The organism is Kitasatospora sp. NPDC001539 (genome assembly GCF_040298565.1).
GTDB lineage: Bacteria > Actinomycetota > Actinomycetes > Streptomycetales > Streptomycetaceae > Kitasatospora.
Genome location: NZ_JBEPAK010000179.1, coordinates 1 through 14,437 on the forward strand (window position 1 = coordinate 1; position 14,437 = coordinate 14,437).

The 14,437-nt window shown below is 75.1% G+C and carries 13 protein-coding genes; 9 read left to right on the plus strand and 4 right to left on the minus strand.

What is annotated here, in order from left to right; genetic code table 11:
• Positions 1 to 285: 285 nt before the first annotated feature.
• The 8 genes from ABT247_RS24120 to ABT247_RS24155 all read left to right on the plus strand — a co-directional run bounded on the left by ABT247_RS24120 (position 286) and on the right by ABT247_RS24155 (position 8,218).
• A complete protein-coding gene (locus tag ABT247_RS24120; protein WP_350745605.1) occupies positions 286 to 960 on the plus strand; it encodes a DUF4097 family beta strand repeat-containing protein in 675 nt (224 codons plus the stop codon).
• Positions 961 to 1,042: 82 nt separating this feature from the next.
• Complete coding sequence (locus ABT247_RS24125; protein ID WP_350745608.1) at positions 1,043 to 2,230, plus strand: sensor histidine kinase; 1,188 nt, start codon at positions 1,043 to 1,045, stop codon at positions 2,228 to 2,230.
• Positions 2,227 to 2,907: a response regulator gene (locus tag ABT247_RS24130; RefSeq protein ID WP_350745611.1), complete on the plus strand. Its 681-nt coding sequence runs from the start codon at positions 2,227 to 2,229 to the stop codon at positions 2,905 to 2,907. Before ABT247_RS24125 ends, ABT247_RS24130 begins: the two co-directional genes overlap by 4 nt.
• A gap of 127 nt (positions 2,908 to 3,034) precedes the next feature.
• On the plus strand, positions 3,035 to 3,646 hold the full coding sequence (locus ABT247_RS24135) for a hypothetical protein (RefSeq protein ID WP_350745614.1): 612 nt from the start codon (positions 3,035 to 3,037) through the stop codon (positions 3,644 to 3,646).
• 152 nt (positions 3,647 to 3,798) lie between these two features.
• Positions 3,799 to 4,539 (plus strand): SIR2 family NAD-dependent protein deacylase, encoded by a 741-nt coding sequence (locus ABT247_RS24140; protein ID WP_350745617.1) that lies wholly within the window; start codon positions 3,799 to 3,801, stop codon positions 4,537 to 4,539.
• Between the two features lie 90 nt (positions 4,540 to 4,629).
• On the plus strand, positions 4,630 to 5,844 hold the full coding sequence (locus ABT247_RS24145; RefSeq protein ID WP_350745619.1) for a cytochrome P450: 1,215 nt from the start codon (positions 4,630 to 4,632) through the stop codon (positions 5,842 to 5,844).
• 20 nt (positions 5,845 to 5,864) lie between these two features.
• Positions 5,865 to 6,863: an ADP-ribosylglycohydrolase family protein gene (locus ABT247_RS24150; protein WP_350745622.1), complete on the plus strand. Its 999-nt coding sequence runs from the start codon at positions 5,865 to 5,867 to the stop codon at positions 6,861 to 6,863.
• A 47-nt stretch (positions 6,864 to 6,910) separates the two neighbouring features.
• A complete protein-coding gene (locus tag ABT247_RS24155) occupies positions 6,911 to 8,218 on the plus strand; it encodes a serpin family protein (protein WP_350745624.1) in 1,308 nt (435 codons plus the stop codon).
• 112 nt (positions 8,219 to 8,330) lie between these two features.
• Here ABT247_RS24155 and ABT247_RS24160 read toward each other — a convergent pair whose 3' ends face one another.
• From ABT247_RS24160 to ABT247_RS24175, 4 genes are all read right to left on the minus strand, one after another.
• Positions 8,331 to 9,476 carry an ADP-ribosylglycohydrolase family protein gene (locus ABT247_RS24160; RefSeq protein ID WP_350745626.1) on the minus strand — a complete coding sequence of 382 codons (1,146 nt, stop codon included), beginning with the start codon at positions 9,474 to 9,476 and terminating at the stop codon, positions 8,331 to 8,333.
• A gap of 49 nt (positions 9,477 to 9,525) precedes the next feature.
• Positions 9,526 to 10,797, minus strand: a complete 1,272-nt coding sequence (locus ABT247_RS24165; protein WP_350745629.1) for a DUF2786 domain-containing protein — start codon at positions 10,795 to 10,797, stop codon at positions 9,526 to 9,528.
• 194 nt (positions 10,798 to 10,991) lie between these two features.
• Positions 10,992 to 12,605 (minus strand): GumC domain-containing protein, encoded by a 1,614-nt coding sequence (locus tag ABT247_RS24170; protein ID WP_350745632.1) that lies wholly within the window; start codon positions 12,603 to 12,605, stop codon positions 10,992 to 10,994.
• On the minus strand, positions 12,602 to 13,513 hold the full coding sequence (locus ABT247_RS24175) for an ABC transporter ATP-binding protein (RefSeq protein WP_350745638.1): 912 nt from the start codon (positions 13,511 to 13,513) through the stop codon (positions 12,602 to 12,604). Before ABT247_RS24175 ends, ABT247_RS24170 begins: the two co-directional genes overlap by 4 nt.
• A 254-nt stretch (positions 13,514 to 13,767) precedes the next feature.
• On the opposite strand from ABT247_RS24175, the gene ABT247_RS24180 reads away from it, so the two are divergent.
• The gene (locus ABT247_RS24180) at positions 13,768 to 14,316 is read left to right on the plus strand and encodes a DUF1707 and DUF4190 domain-containing protein (RefSeq protein ID WP_350745640.1); all 549 of its coding nucleotides are present in this window, start codon (positions 13,768 to 13,770) and stop codon (positions 14,314 to 14,316) included.
• Positions 14,317 to 14,437: the final 121 nt, after the last annotated feature.

Consider the following 14,437-nt stretch of genomic DNA (forward strand, 5'->3'; position numbering starts at 1 on the left):
GCCGGTCCGGCCGCGAGGGCGCTGATGGCGGCCTCGCGCGTGGGCGGGCACGGCGGTCGGCTGCGCGTCGGGGAGGGTCTCCCGCGCGTACCGGGTGACACCCACGATGTGCCCGGCGGCAGCGGTGGCGTCGACGCGGCTGCTCCGCCGGTGAGTTCGTGAATTCTCCGCACGCTCCTCCCCCTTGAGGGGGAGCTCGCAGAACCGTTCCGGCGGGGGAGGTGGCGGAAGGGGTGGTCGCGGGAGGCTCCTCGGTGTCGGGTGACGGGATCGTGGAGGGTGGACATGAAGCGGGTGCTGGGCGCGGTGGCGATCACGGCGGCGGTGGTGCTGGGGATGCAGGGGTGCGTCGGGTTCTGGGAGTCCGACGAGCACCGGACGGTCAGCTACGGGGTGGCCGAGCGGATCAGCGAGCTGGTGGTCGACGGGGAGAGCGGCGGCGTGGTGGTGATCGGCGGCGGTGACTCGGTGGGGGTGGTCGAGGAGCAGAGCTACCGGGGCGAGGCGCCGCAGAGCCGGCACGAGGTGAAGGACGGCGTGCTGACGCTGGGGTACGCGTGCGACTCCTGCGGGGTCGGGTACACGGTGCGGGTGCCGGCCGGGACGAAGGTGCGGATCAGGGAGGGCAACGGCGGCGTCAGGCTGTCCGGGCTGGCCGCCGAGGTGGACGCCGCCGTGGAGAACGGCGGGGTGGAGGCCACCGGGATGACCTCGCCGACGGCGCGCCTCAGTGCGACCAACGGCGGGGTGCGGGCCGAGTTCACGGCGGCGCCGACGACGCTGGACGCCGAGGTCGGCGACGGCGGGGTCCGGCTGACGGTGCCGGGTGGCGAGGCGTACGCGGTGGACGCCCGGACGGACTCCGGTGGGACGGACGTGGGCATCCGCTCGCAGCCGGGCGCGGCGCACCGCATCACGGCGGTGGCGAAGACCGGCGGCGTGACGGTCAGCGGTGGCTGACCGGGCGGTGCCGGAGGTTCTGCCGGTGGGGCATGATCTCCTCCGTGGGGGCGTCGGCCCCGGGTACGGGGGAGGGGCGGCGGTGGAGAGCGCGACGCGTTGGCGGGTCCGGACGGCCGGGCTGAGCCCGTACGTGCTGGACTCGGTGCTGGCGCTGGCGTCCGCGGCGGTCGCGGTGTGGGCGGTCTACAACGACGACGTGGCCTGGCCGGCGTGGGTCTACCTGCTGGCGGTGGCCACCGCGGTGCCTCTTCCGTGGCGGCGCTCGGCGCCGCTGGCGGTGCTGGCGTCGAGCGCCGCCGCCGAGATCGCGTTGTCCGCGCTGGCGCACTCGGCGAACGCCCAGGTGCCGCTGGCCGGTGTCATCGGCCTCTACACGGTGGCGGAGCGGTGTTCGGACCGGGTGCGCTGGTCGGTGCTGGTCGTTGCGGTGGTCGCCAACGTGATCGGGACGCACTCGCCGAACGGCATGGTGTTCAGCGTGCTCACCTCGGCCGGCTCGTTCGTCTTCGGCTCCCTGGTGCGCGCCCAGCGGCAGTTGGCCCAGGTGCAGGCGGAGCGGGCGCGGGAGGCGGGGGAGCGGGCGGCCAGTGAGTCGGCGCGGGCCGTTGCCGAGGAGCGGGGCCGGATCGCCCGGGAGATGCACGACATCCTGGCGCACGCCGTGTCGCTGATGGTCATCCAGGCCGAGGCCGGTCCGCTGGTGGTGCGCGGCGATCCGGACCGGGCGATCCGCGCCTTCGACACCATCGCCGACACCGGCCGCGACGCGATGGTGCAACTGCGGCGCGTGCTCGGTGTGTTGAAGGACCCTGAGGCGGGGCAGCAGTTGGCCCCGCAGCCCAGGCTGAGCGAACTCGCCGACGTGGCCGAGCGGGTGCGCCGGGCCGGCCTGGCCGTGGAGTTCGAACTCGCCGACGGGCTGGGCGCGGTGCCCGCGGACGTGGAGGCGGCGGCCTACCGGATCGTGCAGGAGGCGCTGACCAACACGGTCAAGCACTCCGGGGCCGACCGGGCCGCGATCCGGGTGCGGCGCAGCCGTGACGTGCTGGAGGTCGTGGTGTCCGACAACGGGCGCGGCGTGCCGCTGGGAGCGGACCGTACGGTGGCGGGCTGGTCCGGCGGGCGCGGGCTGGTCGGCATCCGCGAGCGGGCGGCGGCCTGCGGCGGCCGGGCCGAGGCCGGTCCGGGGCCGCAGGGCGAGGGTTTCCTGGTGAGTGCCCGGCTGCCGTTGGGGCGGGCGGGCGAGCTGGAGAGGGCGGGCGGATGACGTCGATACGGGTGGTGGTCGCGGACGACCAGGAGCTGGTGCGGGCCGGGTTCGGGATGATCCTGGACGCGCAGCCGGACATCGAGGTGGTGGCCGAGGCCCGCGACGGCGCCGAGGCGGTCGAGGCGGTGCGCCTGCACGGCCCGGACGTGCTGCTGCTGGACGTCCGGATGCCGGTGATGGACGGGCTGGAGGCGGCCCGGCGGGTGTGCGCGGAGTTCCCGTCCACCAAGGTGATCATGCTGACCACCTTCGACATCGACGACTACGTCTTCGACGCGCTGTACGCGGGCGCCAGCGGCTTCCTGCTCAAGGACGTCCGCCGGGACGACCTGGCGCACGGGGTGCGGATGGTCGCCTCGGGGGAGGCGCTGCTCGCGCCGTCGGTGACCAAGCGGCTGATCGGCGAGTTCGCCGCCCGCCGGCCGGGCGGGCCGGAACGGCCGGTGCGGCCGCCGTCCCGGCTGCTGGAGCAGCTGACCCTGCGCGAGCGGGAGACGCTGCGGCTGATCGCGCGCGGGATGTCCAACGCGGAGATCGCGGCCGAGCTGGTGGTGAGCGAGCACACGGTGAAGACGCACGTCAGCAATGTGCTGAGCAAGCTCGGGCTGCGCGACCGGGTGCACGCGGTGGTGTTCGCGTACGAGGCCGGGGCGGTGGTGGCGGGGGAGTCCTGACCGGCTCCGCCGCCGGCTCCCTCGTACGGGGGAGGCGGTGGGTTCGCCGGTGCGGGCGATCCGCGACGAGGGGTTCGGCGGACAGGCTCTGCGGTGTCGGAGCACGCCCACCGTTGGAGATCGTCAGATGAACGCCACCCGCACCGCCCGTCTCGCCGGCTACGCCGCCGTCGGCGCCCCCGCGCTGATGGCCCTGTACGGCGGCATCCGCCTGGTGCCCGGCTCCCGCCAGCCGGGCCTCGGCTGGACCGCCGGGCACACCGCGATGTCCGCCGGCCTGCTGCTGTTCGTCCCCGTGCTGCTCGCCCTGCGCGGGCTGCTCGCCCCGCGCGGCACCGCGGTCGGGCGGCTGGCCGTCGGCGCCGCACTGGGGACGGCGTTCGCGGGCCTGCTGGCCTCGCTGGTGCAGATCGGGATCGACCTGTGCGTCGGCCTGGCCGCGGCCACCAAGGAGGAGCAGTCGCGGTTGTTCGAGCGGATCCAGGACGTCCCCGGGGTGCTGCCCGCCGTGTACCGGGTCGGCCCGCTGCTCTTCTACGTCGGCCTGCTGGCGCTGCTGGTCGCCGCCGCGGTCGGCCGGGACCGGACGCTGCGCTGGTGGAGCCCGGTGCTCATGCTGGTCGGCACCGTCGCCTCGGCGGCCGACCTGGCGTTCATCCCGCTCGCCGCCGCCTGCTACCTCGGCGCCCTGGCGCCGCTGACCTGCCCGGCCACCCGGCAGCAGCCGGCACTGGTCTGACCGTCGGCTCATCCGCGGCCCGGTGGGCGGCGGGAGGCGGTCGGCCGCCCTCTGCGCGTCGGCTCATCCGCGGCCCGCTGGGCGGCGGAGTCGGTCGGCCGCACCCGGATTTTCGGTGGCCGCGGCGGCCCGGCGCCCGTACCGTCCGCGGTATGAACGCGAAGCGCCCCCTGATCGCCGTGCTCACCGGCGCGGGCATCTCGACCGACTCCGGCATCCCCGACTACCGCGGCCCGCAGGGGCTCTGGCAGCGGGATCCGTCGGCCCAGGAGCTCGTGACCATCGGCCCGTACCTGGCCGATCCGGAGGTGCGCAGGCGCGCCTGGCTGATGCGCCGGGACGCCGGCGCGCTCGCGGCCGAGCCCAACCCCGGGCACCGGGCGCTGGTCGACCTGGAGCGCTCCGGCCTCCCGCTGCGGGTGCTCACCCAGAACGTGGACGGGCTGCACCAGCGGGCCGGTCTGCCGGCCCGGAAGGTGCTCGAACTGCACGGCACCGCACGGGAGGTGCAGTGCGCGAGCTGCCGGGTGACCGGGCCGATGGAGGAGGCGCTGGCCCGGGTCGAGGCCGGGGAACCGGATCCGGCCTGCCGGGACTGCGGCGGGATCCTGCGGCCGCGCACGGTGATGTTCGGGGAGAACCTGGATCCGCAGGTGCTCGGGCAGGCGGACGCGATCGCCCGGGCCTGTGACCTGTTCGTCGCGGTCGGCACCAGCCTCCAGGTGTTCCCGGTGGCGGCGCTGCCGTACACCGCGGTGGAGTCCGGCGCGAAGCTGATCATCCTGAACGCCGAGCCGACGCCGTACGACGAGGCCGCGGCCGAGGTGATCCGGGAGCCGATCTCCCGGGCGCTGCCCGGGCTGGTGCGGCGGCTGGTGACGGAAGGGGCCTGAGGACGCCGGGCCGGAAGGGCCTCTGCACGGGCGCACCGCGTGCGTACGATGATCCTTCCGGCTCCCCCTCACGGCCTGGAGTGACCACCGATGACGACGACGTCGACGTTCGACCCCTGGTCCGCGGCTTTCGTGGCCCACCCGTACGACGCGTACGCCGAACTGCGCGAGCACGCGCCGGTGACGTACTTCGAGCCCACGAACCAGTGGCTCGTCTCCCGCCACGAGGACGTCAGCGCCCTGCTGCGCGACCGGCGGCTCGGCCGCACCTACACCCACCGGTTCAGCCACCAGGAGTTCGGCCGCCCCGAGCCCGACCCGGCGCACGAGCCCTTCCACACCCTCAACGACCACGGGCTGCTCGACCTGGAGGCGCCCGACCACACCCGGATCCGCCGCCTCGTCTCCAAGGCCTTCACCCCGCGCATGGTCGAGGGGCTGCGCCCGACCGTCCGGCGCCTGGCCGGGGAACTCGTCGACGGGCTGCTCGCGGCGGGCGGCGGCGACCTGATCGCCGCCGTCGCCGAGCCGCTGCCGGTCGCCGTGATCGCCGAGATGCTCGGCGTGCCGGAGTCCGACCGCCACCTGCTGCGCCCCTGGTCCGCCGACATCACCGGGATGTTCGAGCTCAACCCGAGCGAGGAGACCGCCCGTCGGGCCGTCGCCGCGAGCATCGAGTTCTCCGACTACCTGCGCGCGCTCATCAGCGAGCGCCGGGTTGAGCCGGGCGACGACCTGATCAGCGCGCTGATCCAGGCCCAGGAGGGCTCCGACGCGCTCAGCGAGCAGGAGATGGTCTCCACCTGCGTGCTGCTGCTCAACGCCGGCCACGAGGCCACCGTCAACACCACCGGCAACGGTTGGTGGGCGCTGTTCCGCCACCCCGAGGAGCTCGCCCGGCTGCGCGGCTCGGTGGACGAGCTGCTGCCCACCGCCGTCGAGGAACTGATGCGCTGGGACACCCCGTTGCAGATGTTCGAACGCTGGGTGCTGGAGGACGTCGAGGTCCGCGGCGTCACCTTCCCGCGCGGTGCCGAGATCGCCCTGCTGTTCGGCTCCGCCAACCGCGACCCGGAGCGCTTCGCCGACCCCGACCGCCTCGACCTCGGCCGCACCGACAACCCGCACATCACCTTCGGCGCCGGAATTCACTTCTGTCTGGGCGCCCCCCTTGCCAGACTGGAGCTCACCGAGTCCTACGGCACGCTGCTGCGCCGGGCCCCGGGCCTGCGGCTGGTCCGCGAGCCCGAGTGGAACCCGGGCTACGTGATCCGCGGGCTCAGGGAACTGCTGGTCGAGGTCTGAGGACCGAGGGGGAGAAGGCCGTGGGCACGGCGACGGGGGCACTGCTGGGGCTGGCGATCGGGGACGCGATGGGCCGGCCGACCGAGTTCAGGAGCGTCGAGCAGATCGCCGCCGATCACCCGCACTGGCGTCAACTCCCGCTGCCGGAAAAGGCACTGGTCACCGACGACACCCAGATGACGCTCGCCCTCGCCCGCGGCCTGCGCACCGCCCTCTCGCGCGGCCCGCTCACGCCCCTGCGGCTGGCGCGGCCGGTCCGCGAGGAGTTCGTCGACTGGTGGCGCTCCCCGGCGAACAACCGTGCCCCCGGCATGACCTGCCTGCGCGCCTGCGAGCGGCTCAGCCACCCCGAGTACCGCTGGCAGCAGGCCAGCGACGTGGGCTCCAAGGGCTGCGGCGCCAACATGCGGGTCGCCCCGATCGGCCTGATCCGCGAACTGGACGCCCGGCAGCTCTCCGGCGCCGCCCAGCTGCAGTCCGCGCTCACCCACGGCCACCCGACCGCCCTCGCCGCCGGCGACCTCACCGCGTACGCCGTGCGCAAGCTCGCCGAGGGCGCCCCGCCCGCCGGCCTGCCCGCGGCGCTGCGGGCGTACGCGCTGGCGAACCGCGAGCGGTACGACGAGTTCTGGCTCGGCGACCTCGCTGCCCACTGGCACGGCGGCTCCCCGCAGTCCGCCATGGCCCGCGGCTGGGACGACTGCCTCACGGTGCTCGACCGGTTGGAAGCCGCGCTCGCCGCACCCGACCCGGAGGCCGACCCCTGCCTGGCCACCGGCGAGGGCTGGGTCGCCGAAGAGGCCTTCGGCACCGGCCTGCTCTGCTTCCTGCTGCTGCCCGACGACCCGGTCGCCGCCGTCCGCCGCGCCGCCTACAGCTCCGGCGACTCCGACTCCCTCGCCTGCCTGACCGGCGCCTTCGCGGGCGCCCACCACGGCGAGTCCGCCTGGCCCGAGGAGTGGGTCGACCGCATCGAGTACCGGGACGAACTCCTGGAGTTCGGCGCCCTCTGGGACTGACGCCCGCCCGGGCGGAACCCGGAGGCGGGGCGCCGCGTCGAAGGGGCATGACGAACCGCAGCACGCCCGGAAACCACCCCCGCCGCCCGGCGGCGCTGCTCCTCGCCGCCGCGCTCGCCGCGCCGCTGGCCGCCGGCTGCGGCAGCACCGGAGCCGCCGCCACCGGCGAACTGCGGGCCTCCGCACCGGCGAGCCGGCCCGCGGTGGACCCTGCCCAGGTGGCCGCCACCGCCCAGGGCACCGACGCCTTCGGGCTGGACCTCCTGCACGCCCTGACCGCGACGCCGGACGCCGCCGGGCACAACCTCGTGCTCTCGCCCTCCGGCCTGTCCACCGTGCTCGCCATGATGCTCCCCGGCGCCCGGGGCGCGACCGCCGACGAACTCGCCAAGGCCCTGCACACCGACCTCGACCCGAAGCAGTACGCGCTCGCGGTCGGGGCGCTCGACCAGCGGACCGGCACCACCGACCTGCGCCAGGCCGACGAGGTCTGGACGCAGCAGGGCCTCCCCGTGGAGCAGGACTACCTGGCGACGCTCGCCGCCGCCTTCGACGCCGGGCTGCACACCACCGACTTCGAGAAGGACCCGGACGGCAGCCGCAAGGCGGTCAACGCGGCCGTGGAGAAGGCCACCGAGGGGCGGATCAAGGACCTCTTCGCCCCGAGGACGATCAACCCGGACACCCGGCTGGTGCTCACCGACGCGCTCTACCTCAAGGCCAAGTGGGCCTCCGAGTTCAAGCCCGGGCACACCGAGGACCGCCCGTTCCACAAGCTGGACGGCACCACCCCGAACGTCTCCACGATGAGCCAGACCGGCGAGTTCAAGTACGCCGACGGCTCCGGCGGGATCGTCGGCCAGCCCTGGCAGGCCGTCGAACTCCCGTACGCGGACGGCAAGCTGGCGATGGACCTGATCGTCCCCGCCCAGGGCGGCTTCGCGGCCTTCACCAAGGGACTGGACCAGCCCCAGCTGGACCGGATCCTCGGCGCCCTCGCCGAGCGACCCGTCGACCTCCAGCTGCCGCGGTTCCACTTCGACACGTCCAACGAGCTCACCCCCGCGCTGCGCTCGCTCGGCGTCCACTCGGTCTTCGACGACGCCGACCTGTCCGGCATCGCCAAGCAGCAGCTCGCCGTCAGCACGGTGGTGCAGAAGGCCACCGTCCAGGTCGACGAGGAGGGGACGGTCGCGGCGGCCGGCAGCGGCGTCGGAATCGTCGCCGGGGCGGCGCCCGCTCCGCGCGATCCCGCCCAGCTGCACATCGACCGGCCGTTCCTGTTCCTGATCCGGGACACCGGCAGTGGGCGGCCGCTGTTCTTCGGGCAGGTCACCGACCCGCAGGCCAAGTAGCCACCGGGCCGAGCAGCTACCGGGCCGAGTGGCCACCGTGCCGAGCGGCTACCGGGCCGAGTGGCCACCAGGCCAAGTAGCGACCGGGCCGAGCAGCCACCGTGCCGAGCGGCTACCAGGCCGGGTAGCGCCCGCCGAGCGCCGGGTGGGCCGGGTCGCGGCTGCCGAACAGCACCAGCAGGTCGTCCGCGACCGTCAGCAGTTCGGCCCGGCCCTCGATCGCCCGGACCCACTCGCCGGGCAGCGCCGAAGCGCCGTACGCGGCCCCGACCAGGTTGCCGCAGACCGCTCCGGCGGAGTCGCTGTCCCCGGAGTGGTTGACCGACAGCAGCAGCGCGGTGCGCACCGGGTCGGGGTCCAGGGTGGCCGCCAGCAGCGCGTACACCGCGATGGCCAGGCACTCCTCGGCGATCCAACCCAGGCCCACCCGCTCCACCGTCTCCGCCGAGGGCTCCGCCTCCTGGGCCAGCCGCACCGCCCGGGCCAGCGCCTGGACGGTCTCCTTGGACTGCGGAAGCTCGCGGATCTGCTCCACCGTCCCACCGACCGCCGCCCACGGCTCCTCCCCGGCGGCCAGCCGCTCGACCAGCGCCGCGAAGGCGCCCGCCGCCAGGTAGCCGGTCGGGTGCCCGTGGGTCAGCTGGGCGCACTGCACGGCCAGCCCGAAGGACTGTTCGACGCCCAGCCTGGCCAGCCCGAACGGCGCCGAGCGCATCACCGTGCCGCAGCCCTTGGACCCCGGGTTGATCGGCCCCGGACGCCCGATCGCGGAGGGCGCCTCGAACTCCGGGTGCTCGGACACCCCGCTCAGGCACGCGTTGCCCGGCGCCCGCCGCGCGTACAGGAACGGCCGCCCCAGCAGCCAGCCGTCGTAGGGGCGGGGCTGCGGTTCGGTGTCCGGAGCGCCCTGGTACTGCGTCCGCAGCCACCGCCGGTACGCGCCGTGCACCGCCTCCGGTACGGATCCACCGCCGCCCGACCACCCGCGGACGAAACCGCGGATCAGCCCCTCGGCGGTGAACAGCGTCATCTGGGTGTCGTCGGTGACCTCCACCGGCCCGCCGTCCGCGGCCGGCAGCGCCGTCACGCCCTGCGGGCCGAACCGCTCCTGGATCTGGTGGAGCTGCTGGAACTCCACCGGCCAGCCCAACGCGTCGCCGATCGCACCGCCGAGCAGCGCCCCGCGCACCCGGTCCCGGTATCCCGACTCCGCGAATCCCGACTCCGTGACTCCCGACTCGGCAGCCGACTCCGACACGGCGGATCCCCCTTCGTTCGTGGCGGGGTACGTTCTATCAGCCAGGGCGTCAGCTGCGGATCTCGCCCCGCCCGTGCAGCGCGGCCCGATCGGCGGCCGCCCGTCCGGCCGCCCAGCCCTCGCCGTCGCTGACCCGGACCCGCTGCGAGACCAGCTTCGGGAACAGCCGGCCCACCTCCTCGTCCACCGCCGCCGAACGGGCGGCCAGCGCGGGCAGCAGCCGCTCGTCCGGCAGCAACTGCTCCTCGGTGCCGTCCTCCCGCAGGTGGCGGCCGGCCGCGGCGGCGCTGGTGGTCCGCTCGGTGGCGGCGGTCAGCCGCTCGCGGATCCGCGCCGCGTACGCGACCAGGAAGGACTGCCGGAACGCCTTGCTGCGCGAGTCCTTGCCGGAGCCGGCCTTGTTGAGCGCGTGGGTGGCCTGCACCAGCAGTGAGGTGTAGAGCAGCTCGACGCCGTCCAGATCGCCGTCGAAGCCGATCACGGTGCAGAAGCCGAACTCCTTCGCCCACACCACCCGGCACCGGTTCGCCGTCGCGACGGCGTCCAGCAGCATCGTCTTCGGGCCCTCGTACGGGTTGTCCACGCCGATCCGCAGCGCCGCCGGGGTGTTCCGGTCGGCCCCGGCCGCGGCCAGCAGTGCCTCGTCGATGCTGTGCTGGGCCATCAGCTGCTGGGCCTTGGCGGTCAGCGCCTCGGCCTCCTCCGGGTACTCGGTGGACTCGGCCTTGGCCAGCAGCGCCCGGATCCGCGCCAGCATCCGCGGCTCCCCGGTGACCGGCCCGGCGGGGCGCTGCGCCCCGGCGGACCGGCCGGGCGCGGGGCCGACCGGGGCGATCGGGGGCAGCCGGCCCCAGCTGCGCAGCAGCTCCAGGACGGCGGTGGCGAGCGCGAAGCGGTCCAGCCGGTGCCGGTGGGCGAAGGCGCCGAGGTACTGCTCGTCGCCCGGCCACCACACCTCGGTCTCCAGCTCGCGCAGCTGCTCCTGCCAGCGGCGGTCCAGGGCGCCGGCGGGGTGGCGGCGGCCCTCGGCGGCGATCAGGTCCACCGCGAGGGCCAGGTGGACGGGTTTCAGCTGCCGCCGCACGACCCGCACCAGGTCGGCCGGGCGCCAGCCCGCCGACCAGCACCGGCCCACGGCGGTGTCCGCGTACCCGAGCAGTGCCCGGCTGACCGCCGGCCACTGCGCGGCCGAGGCGGCCAGCAGCGAGGCCCCGGTGTCCAGCGCGAGGTCCAGCCCCTCGTCCGGGGCGGTGAGCACCGACCGCACCGCCTGCTCCAGCAGCGGCCCGGCGTTCCCGCCCTGCTGCGCGCGCTTGCCCACGGTGTGTCCCTGCTCTCCTCGACGGCCCGACCGACACTGCGGCCCGACCCGTGCGGCCCGACCACTCCGGCCCATGATGCCGGAGCGGCCGGGGTGACCGGCGAGGCCGCCGGCGGTGGAGGGCGAAGACCGGTGCGGCGGCCGGTGCGGCGGCCGGGGTGTGGGCCGGTGTGTTGGCCGGCCGGGGGCAGCCGCTACCGCTCGATCGCCTTGGCGAGGATCTCGGGGGTGCGCTCCAGCAGCCGGGTGGCCGCCAGCCGGAGGCCCAGGGCGCCGACCAGGCCCCCGTAGAGCGGGCCGAGCAGCAGCACCGGCCAGGTGGGCCCGTCCGAGGTCAGCGCCCACAGCAGGTAACCGCCGACCGGCAGGGTGAGCAGCGCGACGCCGATCATCGAGCCGAACTGGTTGAGGAGGATCAGCCCGCCCTGCCCCGGGGCGGCGTTGCGCATCGGGTTGCTGTCGGCCGGCATGGTGTACGGCGCGAGCACGCTGAACACCGCGCCGAGCGCGACGCCGCAGCCGAGCATCGCCAGTGCGAGGCCGAGCGCGGAGGGCAGCCCGGCCCAGTCGCCGGTGGCGGCGGCCAGCACCAGCCCGAGCACCACCGTGACCGGCACGGCGTACGACAGCACCGCGTACGCCCGGCCGCGCAGCTCGTCCCGGGCGTCGGCCGGGGTGCACAGGGTGGCGGCGACCATCCAGAAGGCCGAGCCGTCCATGCCGAACAGGTTGAGCATCTGCAGTCCGAGGAAGGTCCCGGTCATCGCCAGCAGGTAGACGCTCGACCAGCCCTGGACCATCGACAGCACGCAGATCACCAGCGTCATCCCGATGCTGGTGAACAGCGCCGCCTTGGCCCGCGGCTCGCGCCAGGCGTACCGCAGGTGCCGCTGCATCACCGCGCCGGTGCGGCCGGCGGGCAGGAAGCGCGGGCCGCGGGACGCCTGCACCCCGCGGGCCACCTCCAGGGTGGAGGAGTCGGCGGTGACCATCAGCTCCTGCAGGCTGCCCCGCCACCAGCGCAGCAGCAGGCCCAGCAGCACGCCCGCCGCGGCGAGTTGCGCCAGCGCCAGGGCGTAGCGGCCCTCGCCCGCGGTGCGGGTGGCGTCGGCCGCGCTGATCGGCGGGATCCAGCGCAGCACCGAGGCGATCGGCTCGAGCGGGCCGAGGTTCAGCGGCTCGCCGTGGCGGCCGAGGATGCTCTGCGAGCCGACGTTGGCGACCTGGACCAGCAGCGCGAAGGCCAGTCCGCCGAAGATCGCGAAGTCCTTGCCGCGGCGGCTGGAGAGCATCCGGGCGTTGCCGGCCGCGACCGCCCGGGAGAGCGTGACCAGGCAGAGCACCGCGAGCGGCACCCCGACCACCGCAGCCGCGGCCGAGGCGCCTCCCTGGGCGCCGGACAGGGCGGCGCCGGTCACCAGCACCAGGCTGATCAGCGGACCGGGCCCGATCAGGGCGGCCAGCAGGGAGCCGCGCAGCAGCGGTCCGGGCCGCAGCGGCAGCATGGTGAGCCGGGTCGGGTCCGAGCTCTCGTCGCTGGAGAACAGGAACAGCGGCAGTGCGGCCCAGCCGAGGGTGAGCACGCCGAGCAGCATCACCCCGGCGTCCGCGGAGCCGGCGTAGCGCCCGTTGAGCATCGCCATCGCGAAGGCGATCCCGCCGGCGAAGGCCAGTCCGACGACGCCGCCGATCACGTAGACGGCGGTACGGCCGGGGCTGCGGCGCAGCCCGTTGCGCAGCAGCCGCAGCTTGAGTGCCACCAGGGCGCGGACCACCGTCCGCCCGTCCGGCACCGCGGCCGCGGTCACTGCGCGCCCCCGAGCCGGCCGTCCGCGGGCCGGCCGTCCACGGGCGTACCGCCGCCTGGCTGCCCGGCCTGCGTGGTCGGCGCGGCCTGCCCGGCCTGCCCGGCCGGCCCGCCGCCGAGCCAGCCGAGCGCCAGGCCGTCGTCCTCGCGGACGCCGATCAGGTCCAGGAAGGCCTCGTGCAGGCTGCGCCCGTCCCGGACGGCGTCCAACGGGCCCTGGGCGATGACCCGGCCGGCGTTGACCACCGCGACCCAGTCGCAGAGCTGCTCGACCAGCTCCATCACGTGGCTGGAGAAGACGACGGTGGACCCCGCCGCCGCGTACCGCTTGAGCACGCCCCGGATGGTCTGGGCGGAGACCGGGTCGACGCCCTCGAAGGGCTCGTCCAGGAACAGCACGTCGGGGTTGTGCAGCAGCGCGGCGGCCAGTCCGATCTTCTTGCGCATGCCGGTGGAGTAGTCGGCGACCAGCTTGTCGGCGTCCCGGCCGAGGTCCAGGACGGTCAGCAGCTCCTCGGCGCGGCGGTCCACCTCGGTACCGGGCAGGCCCCGCAGGCGGCCGGTGTACTGCAGCAGTTCGCGCCCGCTGAGCCGCTCGAACATCCGCAGGCCCTCCGGCAGGATGCCGATCCGGGCCTTGACCGTGACGGGGTCGGCCCACACGTCGGTGCCGTGCACCAGCACGGTGCCCTGGTCGGGCCGGAGCAGGCCGGTGACCATGGACAGCGTCGTCGTCTTGCCCGCGCCGTTCGGCCCGACCAGGCCGACGAACGCCCCGGCGGGCAGTTCGAGGCTGAGACCGGCCACGGCGGCCTGGGTGCCGAAGTGCTTCCACAGTCCCTGGATGCTGACGGCGGACGGGGTGCCCGGCCCGGGGTGTCCGGAGGGCGGCGGTACTGACGCCTGCATGGCGGCCTTCTCTGTCTCTGCTCGTGAGCGGCTGGTCGGACGGTCGTCCGGGAGCCAGCCTGTCACCGCTCGAACGGGCTGTCGCCCCCTTTGAGGATCCCCTGAGCGTGACCGCCGAACGGGTGAGCACCCGGCCCTGGCCGGGGTCGCGACGGTCGGTGGACAGATCCGGCAACTACTCAGCACCCGCCGTCGTCCTGCACTATGAGGAACAGTGAGCGCGCGCCGGAGCGCCGCGGTGCGGGAGGTGGCGGATGTCCGTTCAACCGTGGGGCGAGTCCCGTCCCGGGCACCGGCACGGCCACCCGCCGTTGGTGCCCGGCTGGCAGTCGCCCGTGCCCGCTCCGCAGGCGGCGATGCGGGCGAGCCACACGGACCGGGACCGGACGGTGGACGTGCTGAAGGCCGGCTTCGCCGAGGGGCGGCTGTCCGCCGAGGAGTACGAGGAGCGCCACGAGGCCGCGTCCCGGGCGCGCACCTACGGCGAACTGGCCGCGCTGGTGGTCGACCTGCCGGCCGGCCCGATGGTGGCGCCGCCGTTCCAGGCCGCGCAGCCCGTCCCGGCGACCTTCCTGCCGCCGCCTCCGGTGCCGCCGGTCCGCCCCACCAGCGCGCTCGCCGTGGTGTCGCTGGTCTGCAGCGTGAGCTTCCTGTCGCTGCCCGCGGTGGTCACCGGCCACATCGCCCGGGCCCAGATCCGCGAGCGCAACATGAACGGGGACGCGGCGGCCGTCGTCGGCCTGGTCCTCGGCTACCTGGGCTGCGCGTTCTGGACGCTGCTGATCCTGGCGGTCGGCTCCTAGCCCAGCCGCCGGCCGACCCGCCCGCCGCCTCGGCTGCACCTGCCGCCGCCCCACCCGCCGGCCGGCAGGCCCGGCGCCCACCCCCCCCGGGGGCGCGCCCCCCGCGGGGGGGGGGGGGGGG

Bases quoted from the DNA above. Each gene is read 5' to 3' on its own strand.
- ABT247_RS24175 (WP_350745638.1), bottom strand. From the start codon at position 13,513: ATGCAGGCGTCAGTACCGCCGCCCTCCGGACACCCCGGGCCGGGCACC.
- ABT247_RS24145 (WP_350745619.1), top strand. From the start codon at position 4,630: ATGACGACGACGTCGACGTTCGACCCCTGGTCCGCGGCTTTCGTGGCC.
- ABT247_RS24140 (WP_350745617.1), top strand. From the start codon at position 3,799: ATGAACGCGAAGCGCCCCCTGATCGCCGTGCTCACCGGCGCGGGCATC.
- ABT247_RS24180 (WP_350745640.1), top strand. From the start codon at position 13,768: ATGTCCGTTCAACCGTGGGGCGAGTCCCGTCCCGGGCACCGGCACGGC.
- ABT247_RS24135 (WP_350745614.1), top strand. From the start codon at position 3,035: ATGAACGCCACCCGCACCGCCCGTCTCGCCGGCTACGCCGCCGTCGGC.
- ABT247_RS24130 (WP_350745611.1), top strand. From the start codon at position 2,227: ATGACGTCGATACGGGTGGTGGTCGCGGACGACCAGGAGCTGGTGCGG.
- ABT247_RS24155 (WP_350745624.1), top strand. From the start codon at position 6,911: ATGACGAACCGCAGCACGCCCGGAAACCACCCCCGCCGCCCGGCGGCG.
- ABT247_RS24120 (WP_350745605.1), top strand. From the start codon at position 286: ATGAAGCGGGTGCTGGGCGCGGTGGCGATCACGGCGGCGGTGGTGCTG.